This window comes from Paenibacillus sp. NPDC058367 (assembly GCF_042723305.1).
GTDB lineage: Bacteria > Bacillota > Bacilli > Paenibacillales > Paenibacillaceae > Paenibacillus_AQ.
Genome location: NZ_JBHXIZ010000007.1, coordinates 1 through 22445 on the forward strand (window position 1 = coordinate 1; position 22445 = coordinate 22445).

26 protein-coding genes are annotated in these 22445 nt (G+C 45.0%); 4 read left to right on the forward strand and 22 right to left on the reverse strand.

Features of this window, described 5'->3' with window-relative positions:
• Positions 1-456 precede the first annotated feature (456 nt).
• A complete protein-coding gene (locus ACFWMP_RS26955) occupies positions 457-1335 on the reverse strand; it encodes a nucleotidyltransferase-like protein (protein ID WP_042191792.1) in 879 nt (292 codons plus the stop codon).
• Positions 1336-1462: 127 nt separating this feature from the next.
• Between ACFWMP_RS26955 and ACFWMP_RS26960 the strand changes: the two genes are divergently transcribed.
• Complete coding sequence (locus ACFWMP_RS26960) at positions 1463-1828, forward strand: DUF2614 family zinc ribbon-containing protein (protein ID WP_076285462.1); 366 nt, start codon at positions 1463-1465, stop codon at positions 1826-1828.
• A gap of 115 nt (positions 1829-1943) precedes the next feature.
• Here ACFWMP_RS26960 and ACFWMP_RS26965 read toward each other — a convergent pair whose 3' ends face one another.
• The 19 genes from ACFWMP_RS26965 to ACFWMP_RS27055 all read right to left on the reverse strand — a co-directional run bounded on the left by ACFWMP_RS26965 (position 1944) and on the right by ACFWMP_RS27055 (position 17503).
• Positions 1944-3665, reverse strand: coding sequence for a glycosyl hydrolase family 18 protein (locus ACFWMP_RS26965; RefSeq protein WP_339243490.1), 1722 nt, complete (start codon positions 3663-3665; stop codon positions 1944-1946).
• 242 nt (positions 3666-3907) lie between these two features.
• A complete protein-coding gene (locus tag ACFWMP_RS26970; protein ID WP_042191799.1) occupies positions 3908-4339 on the reverse strand; it encodes a Fur family transcriptional regulator in 432 nt (143 codons plus the stop codon).
• A 126-nt stretch (positions 4340-4465) separates the two neighbouring features.
• Complete coding sequence (locus ACFWMP_RS26975) at positions 4466-6376, reverse strand: DUF4097 family beta strand repeat-containing protein (protein WP_256721707.1); 1911 nt, start codon at positions 6374-6376, stop codon at positions 4466-4468.
• Between the two features lie 46 nt (positions 6377-6422).
• Positions 6423-6893, reverse strand: a complete 471-nt coding sequence (locus tag ACFWMP_RS26980; protein WP_076285464.1) for a GNAT family N-acetyltransferase — start codon at positions 6891-6893, stop codon at positions 6423-6425.
• Between the two features lie 122 nt (positions 6894-7015).
• On the reverse strand, positions 7016-8461 hold the full coding sequence (gene gatB, locus ACFWMP_RS26985) for an Asp-tRNA(Asn)/Glu-tRNA(Gln) amidotransferase subunit GatB (RefSeq protein WP_042191804.1): 1446 nt from the start codon (positions 8459-8461) through the stop codon (positions 7016-7018).
• Positions 8462-8472: 11 nt separating this feature from the next.
• On the reverse strand, positions 8473-9930 hold the full coding sequence (gene gatA / locus ACFWMP_RS26990; protein ID WP_379425322.1) for an Asp-tRNA(Asn)/Glu-tRNA(Gln) amidotransferase subunit GatA: 1458 nt from the start codon (positions 9928-9930) through the stop codon (positions 8473-8475).
• A 27-nt stretch (positions 9931-9957) separates the two neighbouring features.
• The gene (gene gatC, locus ACFWMP_RS26995) at positions 9958-10245 is read right to left on the reverse strand and encodes an Asp-tRNA(Asn)/Glu-tRNA(Gln) amidotransferase subunit GatC (protein WP_042131015.1); all 288 of its coding nucleotides are present in this window, start codon (positions 10243-10245) and stop codon (positions 9958-9960) included.
• A gap of 122 nt (positions 10246-10367) precedes the next feature.
• Complete coding sequence (locus ACFWMP_RS27000) at positions 10368-10751, reverse strand: hypothetical protein (protein WP_042131017.1); 384 nt, start codon at positions 10749-10751, stop codon at positions 10368-10370.
• Positions 10752-10995: 244 nt separating this feature from the next.
• Positions 10996-11766 (reverse strand): ABC transporter permease subunit, encoded by a 771-nt coding sequence (locus tag ACFWMP_RS27005; RefSeq protein WP_076285466.1) that lies wholly within the window; start codon positions 11764-11766, stop codon positions 10996-10998.
• Complete coding sequence (locus ACFWMP_RS27010) at positions 11763-12677, reverse strand: ABC transporter ATP-binding protein (RefSeq protein ID WP_379425326.1); 915 nt, start codon at positions 12675-12677, stop codon at positions 11763-11765. The genes ACFWMP_RS27005 and ACFWMP_RS27010 overlap by 4 nt, the downstream gene beginning before the upstream one ends.
• A complete protein-coding gene (locus ACFWMP_RS27015; protein WP_042191814.1) occupies positions 12677-12868 on the reverse strand; it encodes a PLDc N-terminal domain-containing protein in 192 nt (63 codons plus the stop codon). Before ACFWMP_RS27015 ends, ACFWMP_RS27010 begins: the two co-directional genes overlap by 1 nt.
• Before the next feature lie 52 nt (positions 12869-12920).
• Positions 12921-13127 (reverse strand): hypothetical protein, encoded by a 207-nt coding sequence (locus ACFWMP_RS27020; protein WP_379425328.1) that lies wholly within the window; start codon positions 13125-13127, stop codon positions 12921-12923.
• Positions 13124-13459 carry a YxlC family protein gene (locus ACFWMP_RS27025; RefSeq protein WP_042191817.1) on the reverse strand — a complete coding sequence of 112 codons (336 nt, stop codon included), beginning with the start codon at positions 13457-13459 and terminating at the stop codon, positions 13124-13126. The genes ACFWMP_RS27020 and ACFWMP_RS27025 overlap by 4 nt, the downstream gene beginning before the upstream one ends.
• Entirely contained in the window at positions 13446-13991 is a 546-nt protein-coding gene (gene sigY, locus ACFWMP_RS27030) for an RNA polymerase sigma factor SigY (protein WP_042191818.1), read from the reverse strand. Before sigY ends, ACFWMP_RS27025 begins: the two co-directional genes overlap by 14 nt.
• 75 nt (positions 13992-14066) lie before the next feature.
• Entirely contained in the window at positions 14067-14390 is a 324-nt protein-coding gene (locus ACFWMP_RS27035) for a hypothetical protein (protein WP_042191819.1), read from the reverse strand.
• A gap of 185 nt (positions 14391-14575) precedes the next feature.
• Positions 14576-15205 carry an MBL fold metallo-hydrolase gene (locus ACFWMP_RS27040; RefSeq protein ID WP_042191821.1) on the reverse strand — a complete coding sequence of 210 codons (630 nt, stop codon included), beginning with the start codon at positions 15203-15205 and terminating at the stop codon, positions 14576-14578.
• Positions 15206-15209: 4 nt separating this feature from the next.
• A complete protein-coding gene (locus ACFWMP_RS27045) occupies positions 15210-15776 on the reverse strand; it encodes a thioredoxin family protein (protein WP_076285468.1) in 567 nt (188 codons plus the stop codon).
• Positions 15773-16387, reverse strand: a complete 615-nt coding sequence (gene uptA / locus ACFWMP_RS27050) for an undecaprenyl phosphate transporter UptA (RefSeq protein WP_042191826.1) — start codon at positions 16385-16387, stop codon at positions 15773-15775. The genes ACFWMP_RS27045 and uptA overlap by 4 nt, the downstream gene beginning before the upstream one ends.
• A gap of 357 nt (positions 16388-16744) precedes the next feature.
• Positions 16745-17503 (reverse strand): glucose 1-dehydrogenase, encoded by a 759-nt coding sequence (locus ACFWMP_RS27055; protein WP_379425332.1) that lies wholly within the window; start codon positions 17501-17503, stop codon positions 16745-16747.
• A gap of 217 nt (positions 17504-17720) precedes the next feature.
• On the opposite strand from ACFWMP_RS27055, the gene ACFWMP_RS27060 reads away from it, so the two are divergent.
• Genes ACFWMP_RS27060 through ACFWMP_RS27070 form a run of 3 tightly spaced genes read left to right on the forward strand, consistent with a single transcriptional unit; the run spans position 17721 to position 18716 of the window.
• The gene (locus tag ACFWMP_RS27060) at positions 17721-18059 is read left to right on the forward strand and encodes an autorepressor SdpR family transcription factor (RefSeq protein ID WP_042194532.1); all 339 of its coding nucleotides are present in this window, start codon (positions 17721-17723) and stop codon (positions 18057-18059) included.
• Positions 18060-18061: 2 nt separating this feature from the next.
• Positions 18062-18193 carry a hypothetical protein gene (locus ACFWMP_RS27065; RefSeq protein WP_379425334.1) on the forward strand — a complete coding sequence of 44 codons (132 nt, stop codon included), beginning with the start codon at positions 18062-18064 and terminating at the stop codon, positions 18191-18193.
• Positions 18183-18716 carry an SdpI family protein gene (locus tag ACFWMP_RS27070; RefSeq protein WP_379425505.1) on the forward strand — a complete coding sequence of 178 codons (534 nt, stop codon included), beginning with the start codon at positions 18183-18185 and terminating at the stop codon, positions 18714-18716. The genes ACFWMP_RS27065 and ACFWMP_RS27070 overlap by 11 nt, the downstream gene beginning before the upstream one ends.
• Here the strand turns inward: ACFWMP_RS27070 and ACFWMP_RS27075 are convergent.
• Together ACFWMP_RS27075 and ACFWMP_RS27080 are read right to left on the reverse strand one after the other, a co-directional pair.
• Complete coding sequence (locus ACFWMP_RS27075) at positions 18705-20897, reverse strand: O-antigen ligase family protein (protein ID WP_379425336.1); 2193 nt, start codon at positions 20895-20897, stop codon at positions 18705-18707. The two genes, ACFWMP_RS27070 and ACFWMP_RS27075, sit on opposite strands and share 12 nt — an antisense overlap.
• Positions 20898-21246: 349 nt before the next feature.
• Positions 21247-22437: a class I SAM-dependent methyltransferase gene (locus ACFWMP_RS27080; protein ID WP_379425338.1), complete on the reverse strand. Its 1191-nt coding sequence runs from the start codon at positions 22435-22437 to the stop codon at positions 21247-21249.
• Positions 22438-22445 lie beyond the last annotated feature (8 nt).

Consider the following 22445-nt stretch of genomic DNA (forward strand, 5'->3'; position numbering starts at 1 on the left):
CCTGAGCCAGGATCAAACTCTCCAATTAGTATTGAAAAGAGCGATATGCTCATTTTGAAACATCTGACGAGAAAATTAATTCTCTAATTTTGGATATCACTTTCGTGATTTCCTACTCACTCGTTGTTCAGTTTTCAAAGATCAAGCTGTTTATTTCGTCGTCGCGTTGTTCAGCAGCGACCTTTATAATATATCACAGCGTCCTCGTTTTAGTCAACCTTTTTTTTAATTTCTTTTTTCGGTTGTCTTTCGAATGTTTTCGAAAGCACATCTCTGTGTCAGAGGGACGAGTTATAATTTAACACATGAACTAGGAAAGAGTCAACCATAAATTTATTAGAATAAATATGAGCGCATCATAATAGCGAGCAAACAAAAAAGAGAGTGCTCAGCCTCTCCCTATCCCTACTTATTTTATCTATAGATTACCGGCAAATCCTGCATCTAATTTCTTATCTATAAGGTATATCGGATCGCATGACCCTCTCCCCCATGACCGTCAGCCCATAAAGTAATCTCACGGATTAGCGAACGAGAAACAAGCTTTCGTAAAACTAGGGGCAACTCAGCCTCTAACTGACACAGGCCAGAATGCTGTAGTAATTCTTTTATACTCCACGCTTCCTTACGGCTATTCAGAATATTGAAAAGCAATGCACAACAATCCGTCATTTTGGACATGATCCCAAATTCACATGCTAGAAGAACAAGCTCTACTCTTTGCTCTAAGGTCTCCGTGCTGATGGTTAGTTCCTCATATAGTTTATGGACCGAAGTGTTCATACTTTTAACCTGCTCCCAAACAGCCGGCTCTGGAAATGAACCAGATTCACTCACTTCTATTCTTGCCCAATGATATAGAGCCATCAATACACAGTTATATGCATCCATAATGTAGCCAGCTTCTATATACCGTTTAGATTTCACATACAAATGTAAGAATCGTGCAAACTCCATGAACTCAACTCGTTCCTTAAGAGGCCCTTCAAATTGTAAAATCTCCCGGCGCATATCCCCTAGTATTCCTTTGGGATCCCAGATCACTTCCCCAATCATCAAACTAGTAAGGAGCTCGTTATTATCTCCCGCCATGACAGCCCGCTCCAAAGCGGAAAGGCCAATATGGACTGACTGGGTCCGTGTGTCACCGGCAATGGTGTGGCGAACAATATGTTCTAAATCCTGTTCCTCATGTAAAACTAACACAACCATATCAAAATCGTGAAGTAGCGCGCTTTGAAAAGGAGTACTCCCTTTCTGCCGCAAAGCGACAGCTCCTAAAACATTTTCTTCAAACGTTTCTCCACTCAACAAAGTTACATTGGATAATTCCATGCTTCCCTCCATTAAATTTGGCGAATTTGCGTCCAGTCAGTTATAATTCAGTTATAATTATTATTCTACATATGAAAGACAGTTCCTTCTGGACAACCCAACTATATTTAGTTAGGAGCAAACACTCATGAAGTTTAAAACGGCTAAGATCAACGCTTTTCGCACATGGGGATTACTGCTCACAATGCTCGGAATGGGACTTATGGTTTTGGGTACAGCAGGCATCGTATTCTGGGGATCGACTGGGAAAGTATTCGCTGGAATCGGACTTGTAATCGGTTTAATTTCCATGATGGCAAGTCTTGCGATCTATTTCTGGGCTGGCATGCTCTCAACGAGTGCAGTTCAGCTAGAGTGCCCTGAGTGTCACAAGCTGACCAAGATGCTCGGTAAAACAGACCGCTGTATGTTCTGCCACACCATTCTTACTATGGATCGGGCTGAGGCTACTATTACTGCAGATCAGCTTGAGCATCAGCAACTAAACCACTAAACACACCTTACAGAGGCTCATTACTAACTAGTTAAAATGCACTCAAATATTTGCTAATACAACAAAGAGGCCCCCGATATGGGAGCCTCTTTGTTTGTTATAAATGAAATTATGATTACTTATGAATCTCTTGTAATGCTTCCCATGCTGATGGATTGCTAAAACTGCGATTCCATGATCCGATGCCTCCAAGCCCCATGGACTTAGCAAGCTCAACTCTTGATTTTAAGCTAACCTTATCTTCTATCCATATTTTCTTAAGAGCGCCATCTTCCTTGTACTCTACGTAATTCTGCCCAGCAGCCTTATCAAATGTAGGAGTTAGCTTCTTCTCTTTGATAATTTTTTCAACGGCATTCATACTAACGGATTTGGAGCTTACCTTTGTCTTGCCATCTACTTGAGCCTCAGTCCAGATGCGGGTGTACAATGGGATCCCCAAAATCACCTTCTCAGGCGGCACATTGTCTTCCTCTATGATCCGGCTTATTGAATTCTCTACCCAAGGTAAGGAGGCAACAGAGCCCGCGATAGGGCTAGCTGCCCAATGTTCATCATAAGCCATCACGATTAGATAATCGACTAATGTCCCAAGAGCCTTACGATCAAGGAATGCTGACCACATCTCGCTATTGGATTTAGGTGTCACGTCTATGGAGACGATTAGATTCTTAGCCTGAGCCATCGGTTTTAGCTCTCTCATAAATTGAGTGACATTCTCTCCGTCTTTCGTATACACATTCTCAAAATCGATATTAATTCCATCCAAATTGTATAAATCCGAATATTCTAAGATCTGTACGATTGCATTCATCCGTTTCTCATAGCTGGACAATGCCTCAGTAGTCATGTCTGGATCGAAGCTATTGCTAAGCAACCCCCATACCTCTAACCCGCGCCCATGCGCCCACTGCACATACGCACTGTCGGCCTGACTGCGCACATTGCCATCGCCATCTATAATACTAAACCAGGTTGGGCTAGCCACGTTAACGCCTGGTAGCTCACCGAAGGTTTCTGGGTTAGGTTTGCGTTGGTAAACAGCCTCCCAATACAAATTCACTGACTTCCCTTTCCAGTTACGTTCAGCGCGTGTTGGCGTGGATTTTTTCGGTTCCACTGTCTTTTGACCATCCCGAACAATGTCACTTGCCTTGGCATAACCTGCATAACCGCTGCTTAATTGTACAAACAGCCAGTCCTTATTTTCTTCATTCCAAATATTCACGACTGCCCCAGGAGACATATCCGCAACTATAGGTGCGTGGATGGATGCCTCATTTCGTAGAGCTACTGACTTGTCGCCTTTTTCACCTTTAACTTTTCCTAGCGAGACAGACTCTCCTGCCGTCATTAGCAGTATTGCTCCGGTATTTGTATCCTCCTGTATTTCAAACCCATATAGATCTTCTAATACATCCGCAGGAAGGTAGGTCACTTTCTCCTTTACTTCAGGTGCTAACCGCAGTTGCAGCGGACGATTGTTCAGACTAGCATCAGTCTTATCCTCCTGCATGTAAAGAAGTTCACTATCCGTTGATAAGATGACCGATTTCGTCTTCTCTTCATAACGAATGGAAGGATCCACATACTCTTGCAACAATGGTAATGGTAATAGCATGCTATCCCCAGTCCCCGAGGCAGAATAACCTGTATGCTCTCCTTTTACAAAGATGGGATGCGCTTGAGCTTTCCAATCTACATCTATGTGCTGACGATTTGGCAATACATAAAACACTACCCAATATGCTGCTGCTACAATGATTAACAGTCCAAATAACCGCCTAAAAAAACCTCCGCGCTTTTTGACGCGCCTCTGTCCCAGTCTTCTGTCCAAAATATATCCTCCAGATAATAATATGATTTTTAATAGAGTCTAACATTACGATTATAACATCCACTTGGTTTCGTATAACCAGTAGAAAATAGTCATTTATCCTACAAATTGTTATATTCAAGAAGAAATGACGTTGTCGTTCTTATATTTGTAAAAAAATAAAAACGTGAGTCCTCCGCTTTCGGATTTCGCACGTTTAGTGATAACTTGGTAGATCGCCTTGATACCGTTCTATTCTAGTCTTAATGCTGCTTCTCTCTACAACTTTTGCAAAATCCATGCAGCTCCATACGCAATCCTGTAATCTTAAAGCCTGTAGCTTGCTCAGCATGCAGCTCTACATCCCTAAGCGAAGGATAACTGAAATCCTCAATCTTACCGCATTTCTGACATATAACATGATAATGATCAGACACATTGGCATCAAAACGGCTGGAGCTATCCCCATAGGTCAACTCACGAACCATGCCAGCTTCCATAAACATCTTGAGATTATTATATACGGTTGCCACGCTCATGCTCGGAAATTTAGGCTCTAATGCCCGATATATATCGTCAGCTGTAGGATGATTCATTGCTTCCATCAAATACGTAAGAATCGCATGACGCTGGGGCGTTATACGGACACCTGTTGTTTTTAATTGTTCCAATGCATGTTGTACGCCACTCCCCATGACTGTCACCGCCTTTTAAATTTAAAAATAAAAGAAATATTTCTTATAATTGTAAGACTGGGTTTTCAATCTTGTCAACGAAGTCGATACATTATATTCATTATTATATAAGAAAAATTACTTTTTTCAATAACCTCTCACATTTAAGTTGCTGTTTCCCTCAACCTGAATCTTGAACTCACCTGTGCCCACTTCACCAGATATCTTCTTCTTATCAATGGTTAAGGTAGGTAAATCTGAAATAATATCGCCATATCCACTTGAGCCATTCAACTTATAGTTCCCTAACTGCGGCAAATACAATTGAATATCGCCAACTGCACTATAAATGTCCCAGTCTCCTCCGACTTCATGCGAACGAACATCAATGATGCCATTCAAGGATTCTGCATGCAGCTTTGATCTGGCTCCATCAATCTCTAAATTACCATTTTTGCTAGAAATATCGATCTCGGCTTCATTCCCGGTTGCACCGATATTGCCAACTGCCGTTGATAATTTCAAGGCTCCTGTGACATTCCAAGCATTCATATTGCCACCGCTCGTTGATAAATCAACACTGCCCTGGACGGATCTCGCACGCACAGCTCCATTCAATGTTTTCCCCTTCACATTACCAAAGATACGATGAAGAATAAGTTCTCCATTCCCCGTTTCCAGCGAAATATCTTCGATCGCTTCTATGTTCTGCAGGGTGATCCCACCATTCATAGTGCGAACATCGAGATTAAACCGGCGGTCTTCCGGCAAAGAAATGTCCAAATCCATTCGCGGCTGACGCTTACCTGATTCTCCGTACGCCTTGCTGTTTGAAGTGATTTTTATAGTTGGTCCTTCAACAACATCCACAAAGGACTGTTCCGAAATGGCCTCAGCCATCGGACCTTCCAATTGATCTACCCAAACTGTAGTAGTAATTTGAATATTATCTACGGGAGCCCGATGCAATAAAATATCCCCATTAATACCATCAACGGATATTTTGGCTGTATTTAGCTTCACTGGAACAATAAGCGGAGCCTTCTGAAATTTACTTCCCTTCGCCTCGCCATAGTCGACTGCAGCTGCAGTAAGATTGAGACTCACATTTTTCCACAGATATAAGTAATGTTCTTGTTCGGCAACGATAAACACACTCGCAGCAAGCAATATAGCAGATAAAAGGCCGCGTAAATCCAATCTGATTCTTGTTCCCTTTTGTACAGAGCCTGAACGACCAGAGAAGAAATACATGAACAGAAACTCAATCCCCCATAACACTGGGATGACCGGCCACCACTTCAAGAGTAAAAGCATATAATCCGACCCGTCTCTCCAATCCAGAAACAACGGGATGGCCATAGCAATAAGCAAGACCGATGCCGTATATCTTCCTACACGCCGGTTATGAGACTCATTTTTCTTGCGCGAAACGATTCCTCTGACAATTTCTCTCGCTCCTACATATATACCACCACATAATAAAACTGCAGACACGGCCACTTCGGAGTAATGCTCAATAAAAAATTGCAGCCATGCTGGCTTTTGGCGAAACAGAATGAGAAGCGCTCCCCCTAAAAGAAGTAGAAATCCAAAGGATACGCCAGGTTCACTGACGATACTACGACGCTTAGGAGGTGAAGTTATTTTTGCCACAGAATCATCAAGCTCTTGATCTTCAGGGTAACGGAGAATCTTGTCCGCTGATTGCAGTACATCATACACATTATAGAAATATATCGCCGGAATAATTAGTGCAAGTAAAATAAGCAACGGAACATTAATCTGCATTCCAATGGATGAGAAATAAATTAAAGCTGAGATATCCAATAGTATCAAGAAGATAAAGGTAATTCCTTTGCGGAGAAGCCCAAAGTATAAGTGCCCAGTTCCTGGGATGAGAGCTGCCAATAGTCCAGCGATAAATTTGCGTTTGCGGCGGCGCCGTTTTGGACGTGGAGGGATTATCTTCTTCTGAATCTCACTCTCCGTAGTCTCAAGATCGGCTGAACCCCGCTGCTCTTCCTGCGCTGAGAGCATTGCAGAATCATTTGTCATATCTCGGCTCCTCCTTTCGTAAACATGGGTCTGTGTATATGCTTCTTCAAAGTGAACCACTCCGATAAAAATCAATCAATTCGACACCGGGAGCAACTTCCTGCGATCCCATAGGTACAAAACCATGCTTGCTGTACAAAGAAACGGCAGGCAGGTTTAGCTTACCCGTAGATACGATGTATTGCTCCATCCCTGGAAAATGTTCAAATACATATTCCAAGAGATTGCTTGCAATACCTCTGCGGAAAAAGTCCGGTCCCACCATCATCCGCGTAATCGTGAGTTTGCCCGGTGATTCTTCTTCTATAGCAATGGCACCCATCAGTTCTTCATCTTCATCAAAGCAGCCGTAAAAATCCTCTTTAGAGTGGCTGAGCATCTCTCTCGTCTCCATAAGCGGCGGGATCTCACGAAACCCTATTAACTCCGCTTCTAGCCGGTAGGCCTTATGCTGGAGGCTCCATAGTTCATTAACGGTACTATCATCCTGGAGGTTTAGCTTAATAATTGTATTCATCCCTGTTAGTCCCCTTATATGCCGCTAAGGGCCTGCCGTTGCCGACAAGCCCTTAGCTTATTACATAAGTATATTACCCCAAGTATAAACAACGTTATCGACTACTAAAGACGATAATCTTTTTAATTGCTCAATACCTCGATCAGAAGTTTATTCGCAAGACCTGGATTTGCCTTACCTTTACTTTCTTTCATAACTTGTCCTACGAGGAAACCGATGGCTTTCTGTTTACCTGCTTTATAATCTTCCACTGATTGTGGATTGGCAGCTACGACAGCTTCCACAATTCCTTTAATGGCACCTTCATCGCTGATTTGTACCAGACCTTTTTCCTCAACGATTGCAGCAGGCAATTTACCGCTCTCTAGCATTTCTTTAAATACCGTTTTAGCGATCTTGTTGCTGATGGTTCCGCCTGCAATGAGGCCGATCATTTCCCCGAGCCCTTGCGGTGTAATTTTGACCTGAGACAAGTCCAGGTTATTACTGTTCAAATAAGCAAGCAACTCACCCATGATCCAGTTAGCTACAGCCTTGGCATCCTGCGTATAAGTAAGGCATCCTTCGAAAAAGTCCGCTAGCGGTTTAGAGGAAGTGATCACGCCAGCATCATAAGCTGTAAGACCCAGTTCTTCACTGTAGCGAGCTTGTCTTGCATCCGGTAGTTCCGGGATCGTCGAACGAATGGATTCTTTCCAGGCATCGTCAATATGCAGCACGATCAGATCTGGATCTGGGAAATAACGATAATCGTGCGCTTCTTCTTTTCCACGCATAGATAAAGTTTTCCCTTGGGCTTCATCCCAGCGGCGAGTCTCTTGTACAACTACTCCACCATCATCCAGGATCTCAGCCTGACGATATTGTTCATACTCCAGTCCACGCAGCACACCGCGGAAGGAGTTCATGTTCTTAAGCTCTGCTCTAATGCCGAATTCCTCTTGTCCTTCTGGACGTAGACTGATGTTCGCATCACAGCGCATCGATCCCTCTTCCATCTTGACATCGGATACGTCGCAGTATTGCATAATGGCACGGATTTTCTCCAGATAAGCACGAGCTTCCTCTGGCGAGCGCAAGTCTGGCTCAGATACGATTTCGATAAGCGGTGTTCCCACCCGGTTGAAATCGACGAGCGACGCAAAACCGCCATCTACGTGCGTTAGCTTACCCGCATCCTCTTCCAAATGAAGACGAGTAATACCAATCCGTTTCGTTTCTCCATTCACTTCAATGTCGATCCAGCCGTTCAAACCGATAGGTTGATCGAACTGCGAAATCTGATAAGCTTTCGGTGAATCCGGGTAAAAATAGTTCTTGCGGTCGAATTTACTAACATCACCAATGGTACAATTTAGCGCCATCGCTGCTTTCATAGCGTAATCTACCGCTTGTTTGTTAAGAACTGGCAATACGCCGGGGTGACCCAGGCAGACAGGACAGGTATGCGTGTTAGGCGGGGCTCCAAATTCAGTGGAGCATCCGCAAAAGATTTTGGAGTTGGTATGAAGTTCTACGTGAACCTCTAAGCCGATGACCGTTTCGTATTTAGACATAAGTAATCCCATTCCCTCCTTTACTACAGCTGTGGACGCTGCTTGTGATGATCAGTATTTTGTTCAAACGCGTGAGCAACACGCAGAATCGTACTCTCGTCAAATTCTTTACCGATAATTTGCAAACCTACTGGCATGCCTTCCGCAAAGCCACAAGGAACGCTAACGGCAGGAATACCTGCCAAGCTCACAGGAATCGTGAGAATATCGTTCAGATACATGGTCAGCGGATCCTCCGTCTGTGAACCTAATTTGAATGCTGTCGTAGGCGCTGTTGGCCCGATGACCACATCATATTTTTTAAAGATGTCATCAAAGTCCTGTTTAATCAAAGTACGCACCTTTTGTGCTTTTAAATAGTATGCATCGTAATACCCGGAGCTGAGTGCATAAGTACCCAACATAATACGACGTTTGACCTCAGGGCCAAAGCCGCGACTGCGGGAATTAAGATATAGATCAAGCAATCCTCCGCCTTCATCTACACGTGCACCATAACGCACACCGTCAAAACGCGCGAGGTTAGATGAAGCTTCCGAAGAGGACAGCAAATAATAAGCTGCTACTGCGTATTCCGTATGTGGTAATGAAACTTCCTCCCAGACAGCACCCATTCCTTCCAGCACCTTAAGTGCGGACAAGACTGTCTCACGCACAGAAGCATCGACACCTGCTCCTAAGTATTCCTTAGGTACAGCAATGCGAAGTCCGGAAACATCACCAGTCAGAGAACTCAAATAATCAGGAATTTCTACTTTAGCTGAAGTAGAGTCCTGGGCATCATAACCAGCAATCGCTTGAAGCACATATGCAGAATCCTCTACATTACGTGTTAATGGTCCAATCTGATCGAGTGAGGAAGCAAAGGCTACCAGTCCATAACGTGATACAAGACCATAAGTAGGTTTGAGACCTACAACACCACAATAGGAAGCAGGCTGGCGGATGGAACCCCCAGTATCGGAACCTAGTGAGAAGAATACTTCGCCAGCAGCTACTGCAGCAGCAGATCCGCCACTGGAACCGCCGGGCACACGCTCTAAATCCCAAGGATTGCGTACAGGACCAAAGCTTGAATTCTCATTAGATCCACCCATTGCGAATTCATCCATATTCAATTTACCCATCGTTACAGCATCTGCCTGCTGCAGTTTAGAAGCCACAGTAGCGTTATAAATCGGCTGGAAATCTTTCAAAAATTGGCTGGCACAGGTCGTGCGTAGTTCCTTAGTTACAATATTATCCTTAATTCCGGCAGGAAGACCAAACAGCAATCCACGTGCTGCTCCAGATGCCAGTTTGTCGTCCAAAGCGCGTGCGGTGCTACGAGCGCCCTCCTCGTTCAAGGTCAAAAATGCATTTACTTTCTTATCCCGCTCAGCGATAATCGCCAGCGATTCTTCAGTCAGTTCACTGACCGATACTTCTTTAGCAGTTAACATGCGATGTACTTCAGGCAATCGATTTTGAAACAGGCTCAAGATTCTTCCCCCTTTCTAATTATGTAGTTATTCCAAAACAGCTGGAACCTTGAAATGTCCGTCTTCATCATCCGGCGCGTTAAGAAGTGCTTCCTCTTGCGTTAGGCTTTCCTTCACAACATCATCACGCATCACATTACTGACCTGCAGTACATGCGTGGTCGGCTTCACATTCTCCGTATCTAGCTCATTCAACTTCTCAGCATATTGTAAAATAGCATTCATTTGTTCTGTAAAGGTTGCCTCTTCTTCCGGGCTCAATTGCAGACGAGCCAGCTTGGCCACATGCTGCACATCTTTAACGGTAATGCTCATAAGATAAATCCCTCCTGTTTAAAGGGCTAAAGCGCCCGGATAACGTTTTTAATTATATTGTAGAAGCTTGGACAATTCAATGATGGGGTTATAACAAAAAAGCCGGCTTTCGCCGGCCTTCCTTAAATCCAAGCTCTAAGATTCACTTGTTTGATGAAATCTGCTTGGGACATGCTTTCGGTTGACGTTGTTTCCGTCTCTTCTGTATCCATATCTTCACCGTTCATCAAATGATGGAACAGCTTCTCATTGTACGTGGACAAAGCATAATCAATTAACGCTTCATGCGTTGCTCTTTCAGCCTCAGCTACTAATAAATGTTCTTCCGCCTCAATGTCTTCAGCCGGAACATAAAAGTTCCTGTTGGCTTCCGGTACACGTATAACATAGTCAAACGCATTATCGGGATTGCGGTCGTAAGCAATTAGGTAGCCGTATTCCCCGATAGGAAGACTCTGCTCAAAAGCGTCCGCAACAATGACAATCTTTTCTCCTAAACGCAGCATCGCCCTACCTCCTGACCCCAAAATCTATCATGATTTTGCTTGTTTCAACAGTCTACTAAAAAAAGATAGAACTGTCTAGCGGCAGTCCAGACGATCCTGAAAATTCTACCAAGCAATAACGCCTTCGGCGTCCCCTAAGGACGATATGCGTTTATGCGAGAAATAGAAGGAAAATGTATAGTGTGAAACTTATACTTTCTTATATTTTTAAATATACTATATTCGATACAGTACAGCTTAATAATCAATCGGGAAAGTTGTTCTTTCTTGTCAAAAGCGCAGCCCCAACAAGGCAAATTATGATCAATACACTTGCAGAAAGATATGGACCTGCTCTAAAGCCCTCTCCAGCTGTAAGAATTCCTGCTGACAGTCCGGAAAGTCCTGCGGGTGTCCAGTCAAACCATGTAGGCAATAAGCTTAAGCCTAATGACAATCCAGCCATTAACGCCAGTGCTAAAAAAGCAGCTACTGGCGGTCTTAAAAAGGCACTAAACAACAACGTAGCCGAGACAACACATAATAACCACAAACCATATACTCCTGAAGCTGCGATAGCATCGCCCCACGGTACTGAACCAATTAGCTGCTCCGTGTAATAAGCTGCACCCGCTGCACCCAATCCAAGCGCAACAACAAGCAGGGTCAGTTGAGCTGTCCATTTAGCGATCACTATTGCTGCGGGAGAAACAGGTCTTACTAGAATTAACTCCATAGTTCCGCTATAGCGTTCTCCAGCTAAAGTATTCATCGAGCCTAGCGCCAATACCAGCATTCCAATTGTTCCATACTGTCCCAGTGCTTGCGCCATCACAACTGCGGCATGCGGTATTTCATACCCTTCCAGCAGACCTGGGGGCACATCCCCGGAGGCTTTTAATATTTCCGGCAAATAATAAATAGTTAAAGGCTGCATAATGCCTAAAATGATGAACACGACAGGTATCCAGATTAGCTTATAACTGCGAGCCATCTCGAGCATTTCTTTTCGATAAAGGACCCAGGTGCTGCTCATACGCCCACCACCTTCATAAATAAATCCTCTAATGTGGAAGAGCCTGCTTCAAATTGCAGCAATGGAATTTCGAGCTGCGCTGCTTCTTGCAAAATCGTCTGGCGGGCCTTTTCTACATCATGCACATTAAATACCGCATGATCTCCAAACAACTCCGAATCCAGTACAAACGGCTTGGAGGCAAGAGATTCCAGCCACTGAATGGCTTCTTTGTGCTTCTCGGTACGTAAACGAATAACAGGAAGGCTGTATTGTGAACGAAGCTGCGACAGAGACCCCTGCTCAGCAATGCGTCCATGATTCATTAAAATAATATCATCACAAATCTCTTCCGCGTCATGCAGCACATGCGTGGAGAAAACTACCGTTGTCTCTTCACGTATTTCTCGTAGCAATTCCATCACTTCCCTGCGGCCGATCGGATCAAGTGCAGATACGGGCTCATCCAGTAAAAGCAGTCGAGGGCGATGCACAAGTGCCTGTGCGAGACCCAACCGCTGCTTCATCCCCCCGGAATATCCACCAATCCTGCGGCGTGCATCGTCTTTGAGGCCTACACGTATAAGCGATTCCAAAGCGCTGCTTGTTGCTTCTTTAGCTCCCATTCCACTAAGCTTTGCAGCAAACACAACATATTCCTGTCCAGTCATCCAACCGTAAAAGGCTGGAGATTGCGGTACATATCCTAGTCCTCTGCGATATTCTGCTCCAGGACGGCTCCCCTCAAACGAAATCATTCCAGAGGTAGGTTCTAGAAGACCCGCCAGCATACGTAGTGTGGTCGTCTTGCCTGCACCATTGGGTCCTAGTAAAGCAACACATCTCCCTTTTTCAATATCAAAGCTTATATCATGTACGGAAATATGCACCCCATAGCTTTTGCGCAAATTCGTAACTTGAAGAAGTGACATTAGACATCTTTCCTTCCTATCGTGAAATAAGCTACGCTGCCTAATATATTTCCGAAAATAATGATTATAATCCACATCCATTTTGGACCGCGTACTCTATCTGCTTTGGCTAAAGAAATCAAACCGATAATAGCCAGTAAAGCCTGCAAAATGATCAACGGCATAATTAATCCCCAATTTACATCTTCCATGAAGTACCACTCCTTTTGTGTAATGAAAGGAACGAGCTCATATCCTGGACCTTCACATCTTCTTTCTCCTACGTCTTTCCGGTAGAATGACAACAAGTAAATAGACCAAAGCGGGTGAAGGAACTGTAGTTATAGCCCATAGACCCCAGAACCAGGCTTTTCTTCCGCGTCGTCTTGCGTCCCTGAATAGCAATGTCCCTTGCAGCATTAATGCTATCGCTATGCAAAACCATAGAGGCACATCCTGCAGCTCATTCATTCTTGCGCACCTTCTCTGTTCCTCCTGATCCTCGCTATTCCTAGAGCACTGAGTCCCGCAATAGGAATAATCGCTTGAATAATCCAATAGATCATCGGTGCAGAACCGAGAATGGATAGAAATACGCTGATCAGGATCAACGATATGCCCCAGAATAACAGCAGCTCTTTACGTTCCATGCTCTTTCTATGCACAGAGGCATCAACCATTAACCTCTCCAGTTCCTGTAATGAAGGTGGTGTGATGTCATTATATTGTGCATCTAACCGGTCAAGCTCATCTGAAAGCTTATGCAAATACAACTCAGGCTCCTTATCTTTATCCTTCTCCATCCTCATTCAGCTCCTTTCGTAGTTGGTTAAGTCCAAGGGATACACGCGACTTGACTGTACCTGAAGGAACTCGCAGGATTTCGCCAATTTCGTCATAACTATAGCCATAGTAATGCTTCAGTAGCACAGCCACTCTTTGCGCAGAAGGTAATTTGGAGAGGGAATCCAGCACTTCACTCCACTCTTCCCCCCTGCTCTCAAATCGCCAACGAATCGAACGGATCCCCTGTTCCTGTTGCTCCCGCTGTTTCCATTCCGCTTCACGCTTCCAGCGCCGCTTGCGATCAATAAATATTCTGGTGGCAATTGTGATTAACCAAGAGGAAAAGGAAGAAGTTCCGTTATAGGTGTTGATCTTCTCCATACATCTGACCATGGTGTCCTGTACAAGATCCTCTGCCAGCAACGGGTCCATGGTCACCTTGATTAAATATTTGAATAAAAAAGTATAGTGTTCTCGCAGCAGTGAAGACAGTGCTGAAGTATCTCCCTGCTGTGCCCGTCTGATTCTCTCCAGCGACTGATCGCTCATCTGCCCCTCCATTCAAGATTTCGTTTCTATTTGTAGTACGAATATGTATTATGAATCGTTCATTCCACTCCATAATTATTTTTTGAGATCCCACAACTTACGCCGCCAGGGCTGAATTATCCCTTTCCTTGCCGGAAAATGCCAAAAAAGAGGCGTTCTTCTGAGCTCGCCTCCTGAAACCACTGGTACTCCCCCGTAAACCCCACAGGCCTCCTGAAGCAAGCCCTTACGAAGTTCCTTATCTTCAAATTGTATGTCTCTACGTTCTATGGATGAACAAAAGCCACCCTTTCCTGAACACTCCGAAAAAAAACGGCAATTACTGCTGCAAAAATGGTTCCATTTCTCCTTGGAGTCATACCAACCGTAGTCCAGCGGGTAGTATATATTCTTCTCCATTCTACTTCCCTCCATGCTTTTAAGCCTATATGAAGACAAAAAAAGAACGCAAACCGGGATTAATTCCGCAGTCTGCGTGCTTCGCGAGGTTAATGTTACATTTAATTAACCTCATTCTAGTCCTTTTGTAGTCTTTTGTCTATTAAAACTTCCTCGGTTTTTGTCGGTTCTACTAGAACCAACGTCTATTGAGGAACATAAGGGTTGCGAATCTTTTCAAATCCAATGGTTGTCCGTGGACCATGTCCTGGATAAACCTTCACTTCGTCATCCATTTTGTATAGCTTGCCACGAATAGAATCGAACAGATCCCGTTCCCTACCACCAGGTAAATCTGTGCGCCCAACTCCCATTTTAAAGAGTACATCTCCGGAGAATAGATCATTTCCACAAAGGAAACTTACACTGCCTGGAGAGTGACCAGGTGTATGGTACACACGGAAGGTGTGTCCAATGAACTGCAGAACTTGCCCTTCTGCCAGATCATATTCCGCAGGATCTGTAGCTAGAGGAGGTGACACCTCCGACCACATTAGTGAACCGTTCAGCTTGGGGCTACTTAGCCATTCACTTTCAAGTGGATGTAAATAAACAGGACATTTCTTAGCTTTACGAATTTCGTCTACACCGCCCATATGATCAAAATGTGCATGTGTTAACAAAATAGCTTCGATTTCCATTCCTTCGATACTCCGCACTAATGCAGCAGGATTCATACCAGGATCTACGATGATACCCTTCGCAGGATCCGCACCTGTCAGTAAGTAGGCATTCGTTTGAAGCGGACCCAGATTAAATGAACGTATATTTAACATCGGTCTAGAATCCGGAAACCAGACTACGCAGTTCTTTTGCGATAACTGCCTGATATTCCGTTCCTTCCCCATAGGCTTGCCCCATGGCCTTACGTGCTTCTGCGATTTTGCTGTCGTAATCAGCGGCCTCACGGTCAGGATTCTCACGTTTGAACTCTCTCATTATACGCTGCACATGCTCTGGTCTAGGACCCCAATGTCCGAGCACATATCCTCCAGTGTCTGCAAAAATCACGACTGGGACAGATCTGCCACCCATGGTCAAGAAATCATCCATAAGCTCCGGATTCTCTTCCAAAATAAATACCTCTGTCTTCATTCCCGCCGTCTCCAGAATACGGAATACAGCAGGAACATTGCGTACTACGTCTCCACACCAATCCGCTGCTAGGATAAGTACCCGCAAATCGTCGCGATGGTTCAGACTTTCGAAATATTCCTTATCGCTCTCATCTTCCCAATTAAACTTTTCATACCAGGATTCAAAAGCCTGTTGATTCTTCGTCATACTTTCTACGAATTGGCGCGGTGTTAGGCCTTTTCCAAACTTTTGAGCTACATTCTGCTTCATTTTGTAGTCCCCTTTTTCTTGGATTTGTACCATTTAAACACAAAGTAAATGATGATCAGAGCGATCGCTACAAGTATAATTTCGTTGGTATACTTAGCTGCTACTTTGTCAATATCTTCCCATTTATTCCCCAAGGTCATACCCAGATATACAAACAGAGCACTCCATGGAATAACAGCAAGCGTAGTCAACAAAGTGAACTTACCTAAAGGCATTTTCGATATCCCAGCTGGAACGGAAATGGCATGACGAACAACCGGAATAAAACGAGCTGTAAAGATTACGCCAGTCCCGTATTTATTGAACCACTCTTCCGAATGGTCAATATGCTTCTTTTGAATGAAAATATATTTCCCGTATTTCTCCAAAACAGGTCTGCCACCATAACGGCCAATCCAATATACAAAAATCTGTGCAATGACTCCGCCGATCGTACCGAATAATACGGCGCCAAAAAAATTAATATCTCCACTCCATACTAAAAAGCCACCGAAAGCCAGTACAATTTCACTCGGAATAACTTCAATCATAAGTCCGATCATAATCCCAAAATAACCAAGACTCTGAATCCATTCAAACAATGTTGAGATCAGATCAGAAATAACATGCAACCGTACTCCTCCTCCCTTTTCCGCAGAATATGGCTATGTATCTAGCATAAACATCTTTGGCGTCTATATAAAGACGCTTAGCGTTTAAACGAGAAATATAAGAACATAAAGTATAGATGCTAAACTTTTACTTTCTTATATTTTTATATGCTCTGCCGCTCTGCTCTATTTTCCAGTTTCTCTTAGCCTATTCTAGCACAAGCAACCTTATCACATCTACTTACAGCGGCGAGCCCATTACCCTATATCGACCCTCTCTTAAAAAGAATTAGAACGACCTGTATAACCAGAAAAGGTGTACACTTCCAGCAATGAAGATGGAAATGGACACCTGTTTGTCTAAAATGTAAAAGCTATTTAATAAGCGGTCCATCCGGCATCCGCCGTTATTACCGTTCCATTCACGAAGCTCGCAGCTTCTGAAGCCAGGAATAAAGCTATCGATGCGATCTCGCTGCTTTCCCCTGTTCGCGGCATGGACGCCATACCATCTCCTGCCTTTTGACTACCAAAAGTACTCGGATTAGACAAATCAATATTCGTCTTTACCCCACCTGGTGCTATAGCATTACAGCGAATTCCAAGCTTCGAGTACTGATACCCTACATTTTTAGTCATACCGATGACAGCGTGCTTGGAGGCAGTATAGGCCACTCCTGCACGTGATCCCTCTAAGCCGCCGATCGATGCTACATTGATGATACATCCACCTTCTTGTGCCATGAAAATCGGTAGGACCTTACGAATGGCTCTCATGGGTCCGGTGACGTTCACTGCAATTACGTTCTCCCATAAGTCGTCTGTGATTTCATGAACCGGGGTCATTTTATCCATGATCCCCGCATTATTAACGAGAATATGAAGTCCACCAAATTGTGTACTTGCGGCATCAATCATTCGCTGAGTATCCTCTTCCTTCGAAACGTCTGCCTTTACAGGATACACCACCCCGTTGCCATGACCTTGTTCTGCCTTCTTGGCCACCGCTTCAACATCCCCCAGATGGATGTCCGCAGCAATAACCTTAGCCCCTTGCTGGGCAAAAAGAAGAGCAATTGCTTCCCCAATCCCAGAACCCGCACCTGTAACAACTGCAACCTTATTCGTCAGCATCATATATCCTCTCCTCTGCTTCTATGTTTCGAACCATTCATCGAATACTTGCCCACAGTTAGTATTAGCAAGGGCATAGCCGCAAACGGCGGTAAATCCAAAGATTCGGTGACAATTTCTTTCTTAATCAAAATCAGGAGAATACGCATTGACAGATAAGAATAAGAATGGTTATTATATATTTAGACAGTTACCTAAATATCGAAATGGTGGGTGGAATATGAATGAGTCTTTCAAAGCACTAGCTGATCCTACCCGTCGCCAAATCATTCGGTTACTAAGGGAAAAGGACCGAACCGCAGGTGAAATTGCTGATTTTTTCAACATGTCAAAGCCAAGCATTTCTCACCATCTGAATGCACTGAAGCATGCTGATCTCGTACAGGATGAACGAAAAGGTCAATTCATTATGTATTCATTAAATACGACGGTTCTCGAAGAGGTTCTTGGCTGGTTGCTCGAGCTAACAGGTACGGGAAAGCAATCGGAGACGGAAAGCAAATCACGGGACGGAAAACAAAGCCGTCAGAATATGCATTCTGAGAAGGAGGATGATTGAAGATGAAGGATTCTAAATGGAGATGGCAAGATACACTGATTGTAATATTAGGTTTAGCATCATTAAGCTTATGCTTTAATCAATTATGGCAAGCTGCCACAGGAGCTGCCCGCGCAGTGGGGAATTACAGGTAAAGTCAACCGGTATTGGGATAAAAATATAGCTATTTTTATGTTCGGAATCCTGGGCATTGTGCTTCCGCTGATCATGCAGTTCACACGTAGCATTGATCCTAAACGGGAAAATTATAAGAAGTTCGAAAATGCCTATGCTATGAGCAGACTCGCTATTGGGGTGCTTTTTAATCTCATGCTCGTGCTCACGGTTGCTTACGGTCTGGGTAAAGAGATTAATGTGGGTAAAATTGCTATAGGAGCCCTAGGAGTGATGTTTATTGCGCTCGGCAACTACATGCCACAGGTAAAAGATAATTATTTGTTCGGTGTTCGCACAGCATGGACACTCTCTAGCCCAGAGGTGTGGCGAAAAACACATCGTCTCTCCGGAAGAATGTGGATGATCGGCGGATTGCTTATTTTTGGGGGAGCCTTTTTGAGCGGCACCTTGTCTCAGACCCTTATTATTACGGCTCTTGTACTTGTTATTCTCGTTCCTGTTCTGTACTCTTGGATCATTTCACGTCAGTTAAAATCGTGAAGCCAATACACTAAGCCGTCGACTCAGGTCGTCGGCTTGTTCTGTTATTTGGAACTTCCGGTCATTATGCTGCTCACCTTTACTTGCCTCGTATTCTGCCAACACTCTATACTCCCGCAGAAGCTCGTTCCCTGAGGCAATACAGCTTATGGCCTCCATTCGATTCCCTTCCGCTAACTTCTTCCGGCCCATCATAAGCATGCCTTCAATCCCTTTGACCCACTTAACAGAGTTGTATTTATCGAGCTTAATACTTCGGCGTATCCAATATAATGCAGCTCCCGGATCATCACTGTACATCCATCGTCTAGCCATTTCCCAGTTTAAACTTGCATTCTCCGGAGAATATTGCAAACTCTGCTGGAGTATACTCACGCTTTGTTCACCCGTAAGCAGCCTGGATAATGCTACAGCTGTTTTAGGAGACTGGGGATTCCACGCTAGTGATTGCTCTAGCAAATCTACCTTCACCGAGGGATCAACCGTCTGAACTGCTTGCCGGTAGTACCTCTCTCCTTGTGTGGCGTGAAGGGACAATACAGATAGCATGAGACAAAGGCAGCAGGCGACAGTGATGAATAGTCGGCGGGAATATGGGGGTGACATGCTCGCGAATGCAGGGATAGGGGCGCTGAGGTTCGCGGATGCGAAATGAGTGGTGAACAAACTTATGGACGTAAAGCGGGTATTCGCAGATTGATGTTTCTGCTCATATTCAGACAGGGCAAGTGCTGGCAGCCAAAAAAGCAGCAGCCAGATTAATCCGTAGCTCCAGTCAAAATCGACTGCGCTATGCATAACGATAACCAAAAATGGCGGCAGCAGACGCGGCGATCTCTGAGCCAGCAGCCAGCCTGCTGCTAGCAGCATAAGCAGTATGGCTGCCAGGCCGACAAATCCTAGGTTCAACAGGATGTCGAGATAACCGCTATGCACTTGGCTGCCAACATAAGGGCGAGATTGGGCGGCGAGGTATGAACTCCGCCAAGTCTCGCCCCCGCGCCCCAGCCAAGGTGCCTCTACCGCCAGCCGCCAGGCGTCGCGGTAGAACAGACCACGCGCGGATACCGTCGATGACGGTCCGGTGATCCGCTCGCGCACGTGCAGGAGGACGGCGGTGCCCGCCGCCGTCCAACCTGCTGCCGCCAATGCCAGCATGGCGGCTCGGGCAATGCCCGCCGCGCTGCGCTGGCAGCGGCACAGCCATAGGCCGGCTAGCAACGCGCCGGCCCAAAGCCCGGCCAGCAACAGCAGGCCGGGCAAAGGCTCTACCGCCAACCCGGCACGGGCCAGTTGGCGGTAGAGCAGCGCCGCGGCGACCACGGGCGCGGCGCCAGCGGCAAGAAGCGGCGCGATGAGCAGCCGCTTCCAGAGCAAGACGGCGGCGCAGGCGCAAGCCGCCGTCAGCCACGCGCCGCGCGACTCGCTGAGGAGCAGCGCGGCGGCGTACGGGAACAGCGGCAGCAAGCGCAGCAGCACGGCGGCCGTGCTGCGCGGTTCTCGCCGTTCCAATCTATCGCATCCATCCACACTCTTCTGAGGTCTTTCATAATAAGCAGCGACAGCAAACAGCCGCTCCAGTAGAAAAACAGCCATCACAGCACCAAAGGCATTAGGATATTCCATCACCCCTGCTAATCTGGCACCTGTAATGCTTACTTCCGATGAATTGCTGTAAGCTATAGCGAAAGGTAACTCTACCACCCCGCACACTGCCAGCAAAGCACTTATGCTTAAGAATATGCCCAAAATAGACCATGCAGCAATGATAAGCTGACGCCCCACCCGATTCAACGCGCAAAAACAAACCAAAAATGCAAAGCTAGCATACAAGCCCCACCGTAATATTTCATTCATTGTTCCCTGTGCCGAAAGAGGATCTCTTAGCCTATGAATCAGATAGAGTGATAGAACTATTAAAGGTGCAGTCAACATTATTTTCAAAGCTCTACGTACTCCACTTGCTCCCCCTGCGCTACTTCTCCACTTGCCTACTCCAATGTACAAATAAAGCAAAGCCGCAGAACACATCACAAACCATAGGGTCAGAAAGAGGTACATCTCCTCTGTAAAAAAAAATCCACGCAGCAAACAAGCTCCTACTCCGGCTGCGATGACTAAGGCTGCACTAAAATATACGATTATTGAATCCAGACTCCGCTCTCTGTTAACGCTCCCCATTTAGATACCCCTATATTCGTTAAGTTATCTCTATCCTTTCCACATTTCCCCTTCGCAAAACTAGAATGCAAAAAGGACGATACCTCTCCACGAAGGAGCTGTACCGTCCCAATTCTCATCAAAAAAGTTATATAGTTGCAAAAAGTACAACTAACCTCTGATATTCGTTACTGCATCCTAGTGTAATTGCATAATGTACAACTATTTTTCGAGAATTCCGCTATATGCGGAGAATTGTTCATTTTTAAGTGTACAGAGTACAATTAAGTCCAAAAAAAACATCTTCAAAGCATATATAGCTGCACAAAATACAACTAAAGCAACTTACCGCTCCTAAAATGCCGTGCTATTACCCCTCCACCGAAATTTCACTCGGAAGCAGGTCAGCACATACGCGCTCAAGGTAAGGTTTCGCCCCTATAAAATCACGAAATGCGGTGTATTCACGCCATTTGACGGAGTTATCACCACCCGAGCTTTTAACGGCGCGGATTAAAATATTCTTCGGTGTATTCTCCAGGTCGATAAATTCCAGCAGCTGGCTGCTATAACCCATCATATCGAGCAATTTGGCACGGATAGCATCCGTAGCCAAGGCAGAGAAACGTTCCTTAAGTATCCCATGTGAAAGCATCGGACTCATTACTTCATTCTCAATCTGCGCGAACAATTCATGCTGACAGCAAGGCACAGACAAAATTACGGAGGCGCCCCAACGTACTGCTTTTTCGAGTGCAGCATCTGTAGCTGTGTCACAAGCATGAAGCGTTATAACCATATCTACCTGATCCAGCTCATCGTACTCGGCAATGTCACCCACAAGGAACTTCAGGTGATCATAACCGATTTTCGCAGCAAGCTCATTACAATGCTCAATTACATCCGCTTTCAAATCAAGTCCAATAATATTAAGCTCCCGCTTCTTGCGGACGGTCAGATAGTGATAAAGAGCAAAGGTCAAATACGATTTACCACATCCAAAATCAACAATCGTTAATGGCCGTCCCGTTGGCAGATCGGCAAGCACATCCTCAACCATCTCCAAAAAACGGTTGATCTGCCGGAACTTATCGTATCGCTTGGCCAGCACTTTTCCTTCTCTGTTCATTATGCCAAGCTCAACAAGAAATGGCACAGGTTCTCCATCCTCCAGCACATAACGCTTGCGGCGGTTGTGTGCCAGATCCGGCTCTTCTTTTTTACTTGGAGACTTGGTAAGGATGGATACTTTGAATTTCTTGCTAATCAGCACCTGATAATCCGCTTCCACCGTGCATAACAAGCCTTGGCGATATGATTCTCTAAATAAAAGGGTCATGTCCTCCGCTGCTAATTCTGCCGGTACGTTGCGATGTTCAACCTTTGTACCAATATAGGACGCAAACTGATAATGCAACTTACCTTTTAGTTCGACAGGTTTAATCTGTACCTTCGTACAGGTCTCCCCTTTGTTACGTACTTGGCTTAAGGTAGCCATAATCAAGGTACGGTCATTAATCAGTTGTTCAATAAGAGCTTTTAAAGATTCCACAACGCACATCTCACTTT

Excerpts from the sequence above, each read along its gene's own strand:
- ACFWMP_RS27020 (WP_379425328.1), bottom strand. The coding sequence starts at position 13,127 with ATGAATGAGCTGCAGGATGTGCCTCTATGGTTTTGCATAGCGATAGCA.
- ACFWMP_RS26955 (WP_042191792.1), bottom strand. The coding sequence starts at position 1,335 with ATGGAATTATCCAATGTAACTTTGTTGAGTGGAGAAACGTTTGAAGAA.
- ACFWMP_RS26980 (WP_076285464.1), bottom strand. The coding sequence starts at position 6,893 with ATGAATACAATTATTAAGCTAAACCTCCAGGATGATAGTACCGTTAAT.
- ACFWMP_RS27045 (WP_076285468.1), bottom strand. The coding sequence starts at position 15,776 with ATGAAGCAGAATGTAGCTCAAAAGTTTGGAAAAGGCCTAACACCGCGC.
- gatB (WP_042191804.1), bottom strand. The coding sequence starts at position 8,461 with ATGGGATTACTTATGTCTAAATACGAAACGGTCATCGGCTTAGAGGTT.
- sigY (WP_042191818.1), bottom strand. The coding sequence starts at position 13,991 with ATGAGCGATCAGTCGCTGGAGAGAATCAGACGGGCACAGCAGGGAGAT.
- ACFWMP_RS26975 (WP_256721707.1), bottom strand. The coding sequence starts at position 6,376 with ATGACAAATGATTCTGCAATGCTCTCAGCGCAGGAAGAGCAGCGGGGT.
- ACFWMP_RS27080 (WP_379425338.1), bottom strand. The coding sequence starts at position 22,437 with ATGTGCGTTGTGGAATCTTTAAAAGCTCTTATTGAACAACTGATTAAT.
- ACFWMP_RS27010 (WP_379425326.1), bottom strand. The coding sequence starts at position 12,677 with ATGTCACTTCTTCAAGTTACGAATTTGCGCAAAAGCTATGGGGTGCAT.
- ACFWMP_RS26960 (WP_076285462.1), top strand. The coding sequence starts at position 1,463 with ATGAAGTTTAAAACGGCTAAGATCAACGCTTTTCGCACATGGGGATTA.
- ACFWMP_RS27075 (WP_379425336.1), bottom strand. The coding sequence starts at position 20,897 with ATGGGGAGCGTTAACAGAGAGCGGAGTCTGGATTCAATAATCGTATAT.
- ACFWMP_RS27015 (WP_042191814.1), bottom strand. The coding sequence starts at position 12,868 with ATGGAAGATGTAAATTGGGGATTAATTATGCCGTTGATCATTTTGCAG.
- ACFWMP_RS27035 (WP_042191819.1), bottom strand. The coding sequence starts at position 14,390 with ATGGAGAAGAATATATACTACCCGCTGGACTACGGTTGGTATGACTCC.
- ACFWMP_RS27040 (WP_042191821.1), bottom strand. The coding sequence starts at position 15,205 with ATGTTAAATATACGTTCATTTAATCTGGGTCCGCTTCAAACGAATGCC.
- ACFWMP_RS27065 (WP_379425334.1), top strand. The coding sequence starts at position 18,062 with ATGAAGGATTCTAAATGGAGATGGCAAGATACACTGATTGTAATATTA.
- ACFWMP_RS27060 (WP_042194532.1), top strand. The coding sequence starts at position 17,721 with ATGAATGAGTCTTTCAAAGCACTAGCTGATCCTACCCGTCGCCAAATC.
- ACFWMP_RS27005 (WP_076285466.1), bottom strand. The coding sequence starts at position 11,766 with ATGAGCAGCACCTGGGTCCTTTATCGAAAAGAAATGCTCGAGATGGCT.
- ACFWMP_RS26970 (WP_042191799.1), bottom strand. The coding sequence starts at position 4,339 with ATGGGGAGTGGCGTACAACATGCATTGGAACAATTAAAAACAACAGGT.
- ACFWMP_RS27000 (WP_042131017.1), bottom strand. The coding sequence starts at position 10,751 with ATGCTGCGTTTAGGAGAAAAGATTGTCATTGTTGCGGACGCTTTTGAG.
- ACFWMP_RS27055 (WP_379425332.1), bottom strand. The coding sequence starts at position 17,503 with ATGATGCTGACGAATAAGGTTGCAGTTGTTACAGGTGCGGGTTCTGGG.
- ACFWMP_RS27025 (WP_042191817.1), bottom strand. The coding sequence starts at position 13,459 with ATGGAGAAGGATAAAGATAAGGAGCCTGAGTTGTATTTGCATAAGCTT.
- gatC (WP_042131015.1), bottom strand. The coding sequence starts at position 10,245 with ATGAGCATTACCGTTAAAGATGTGCAGCATGTGGCCAAGCTGGCTCGT.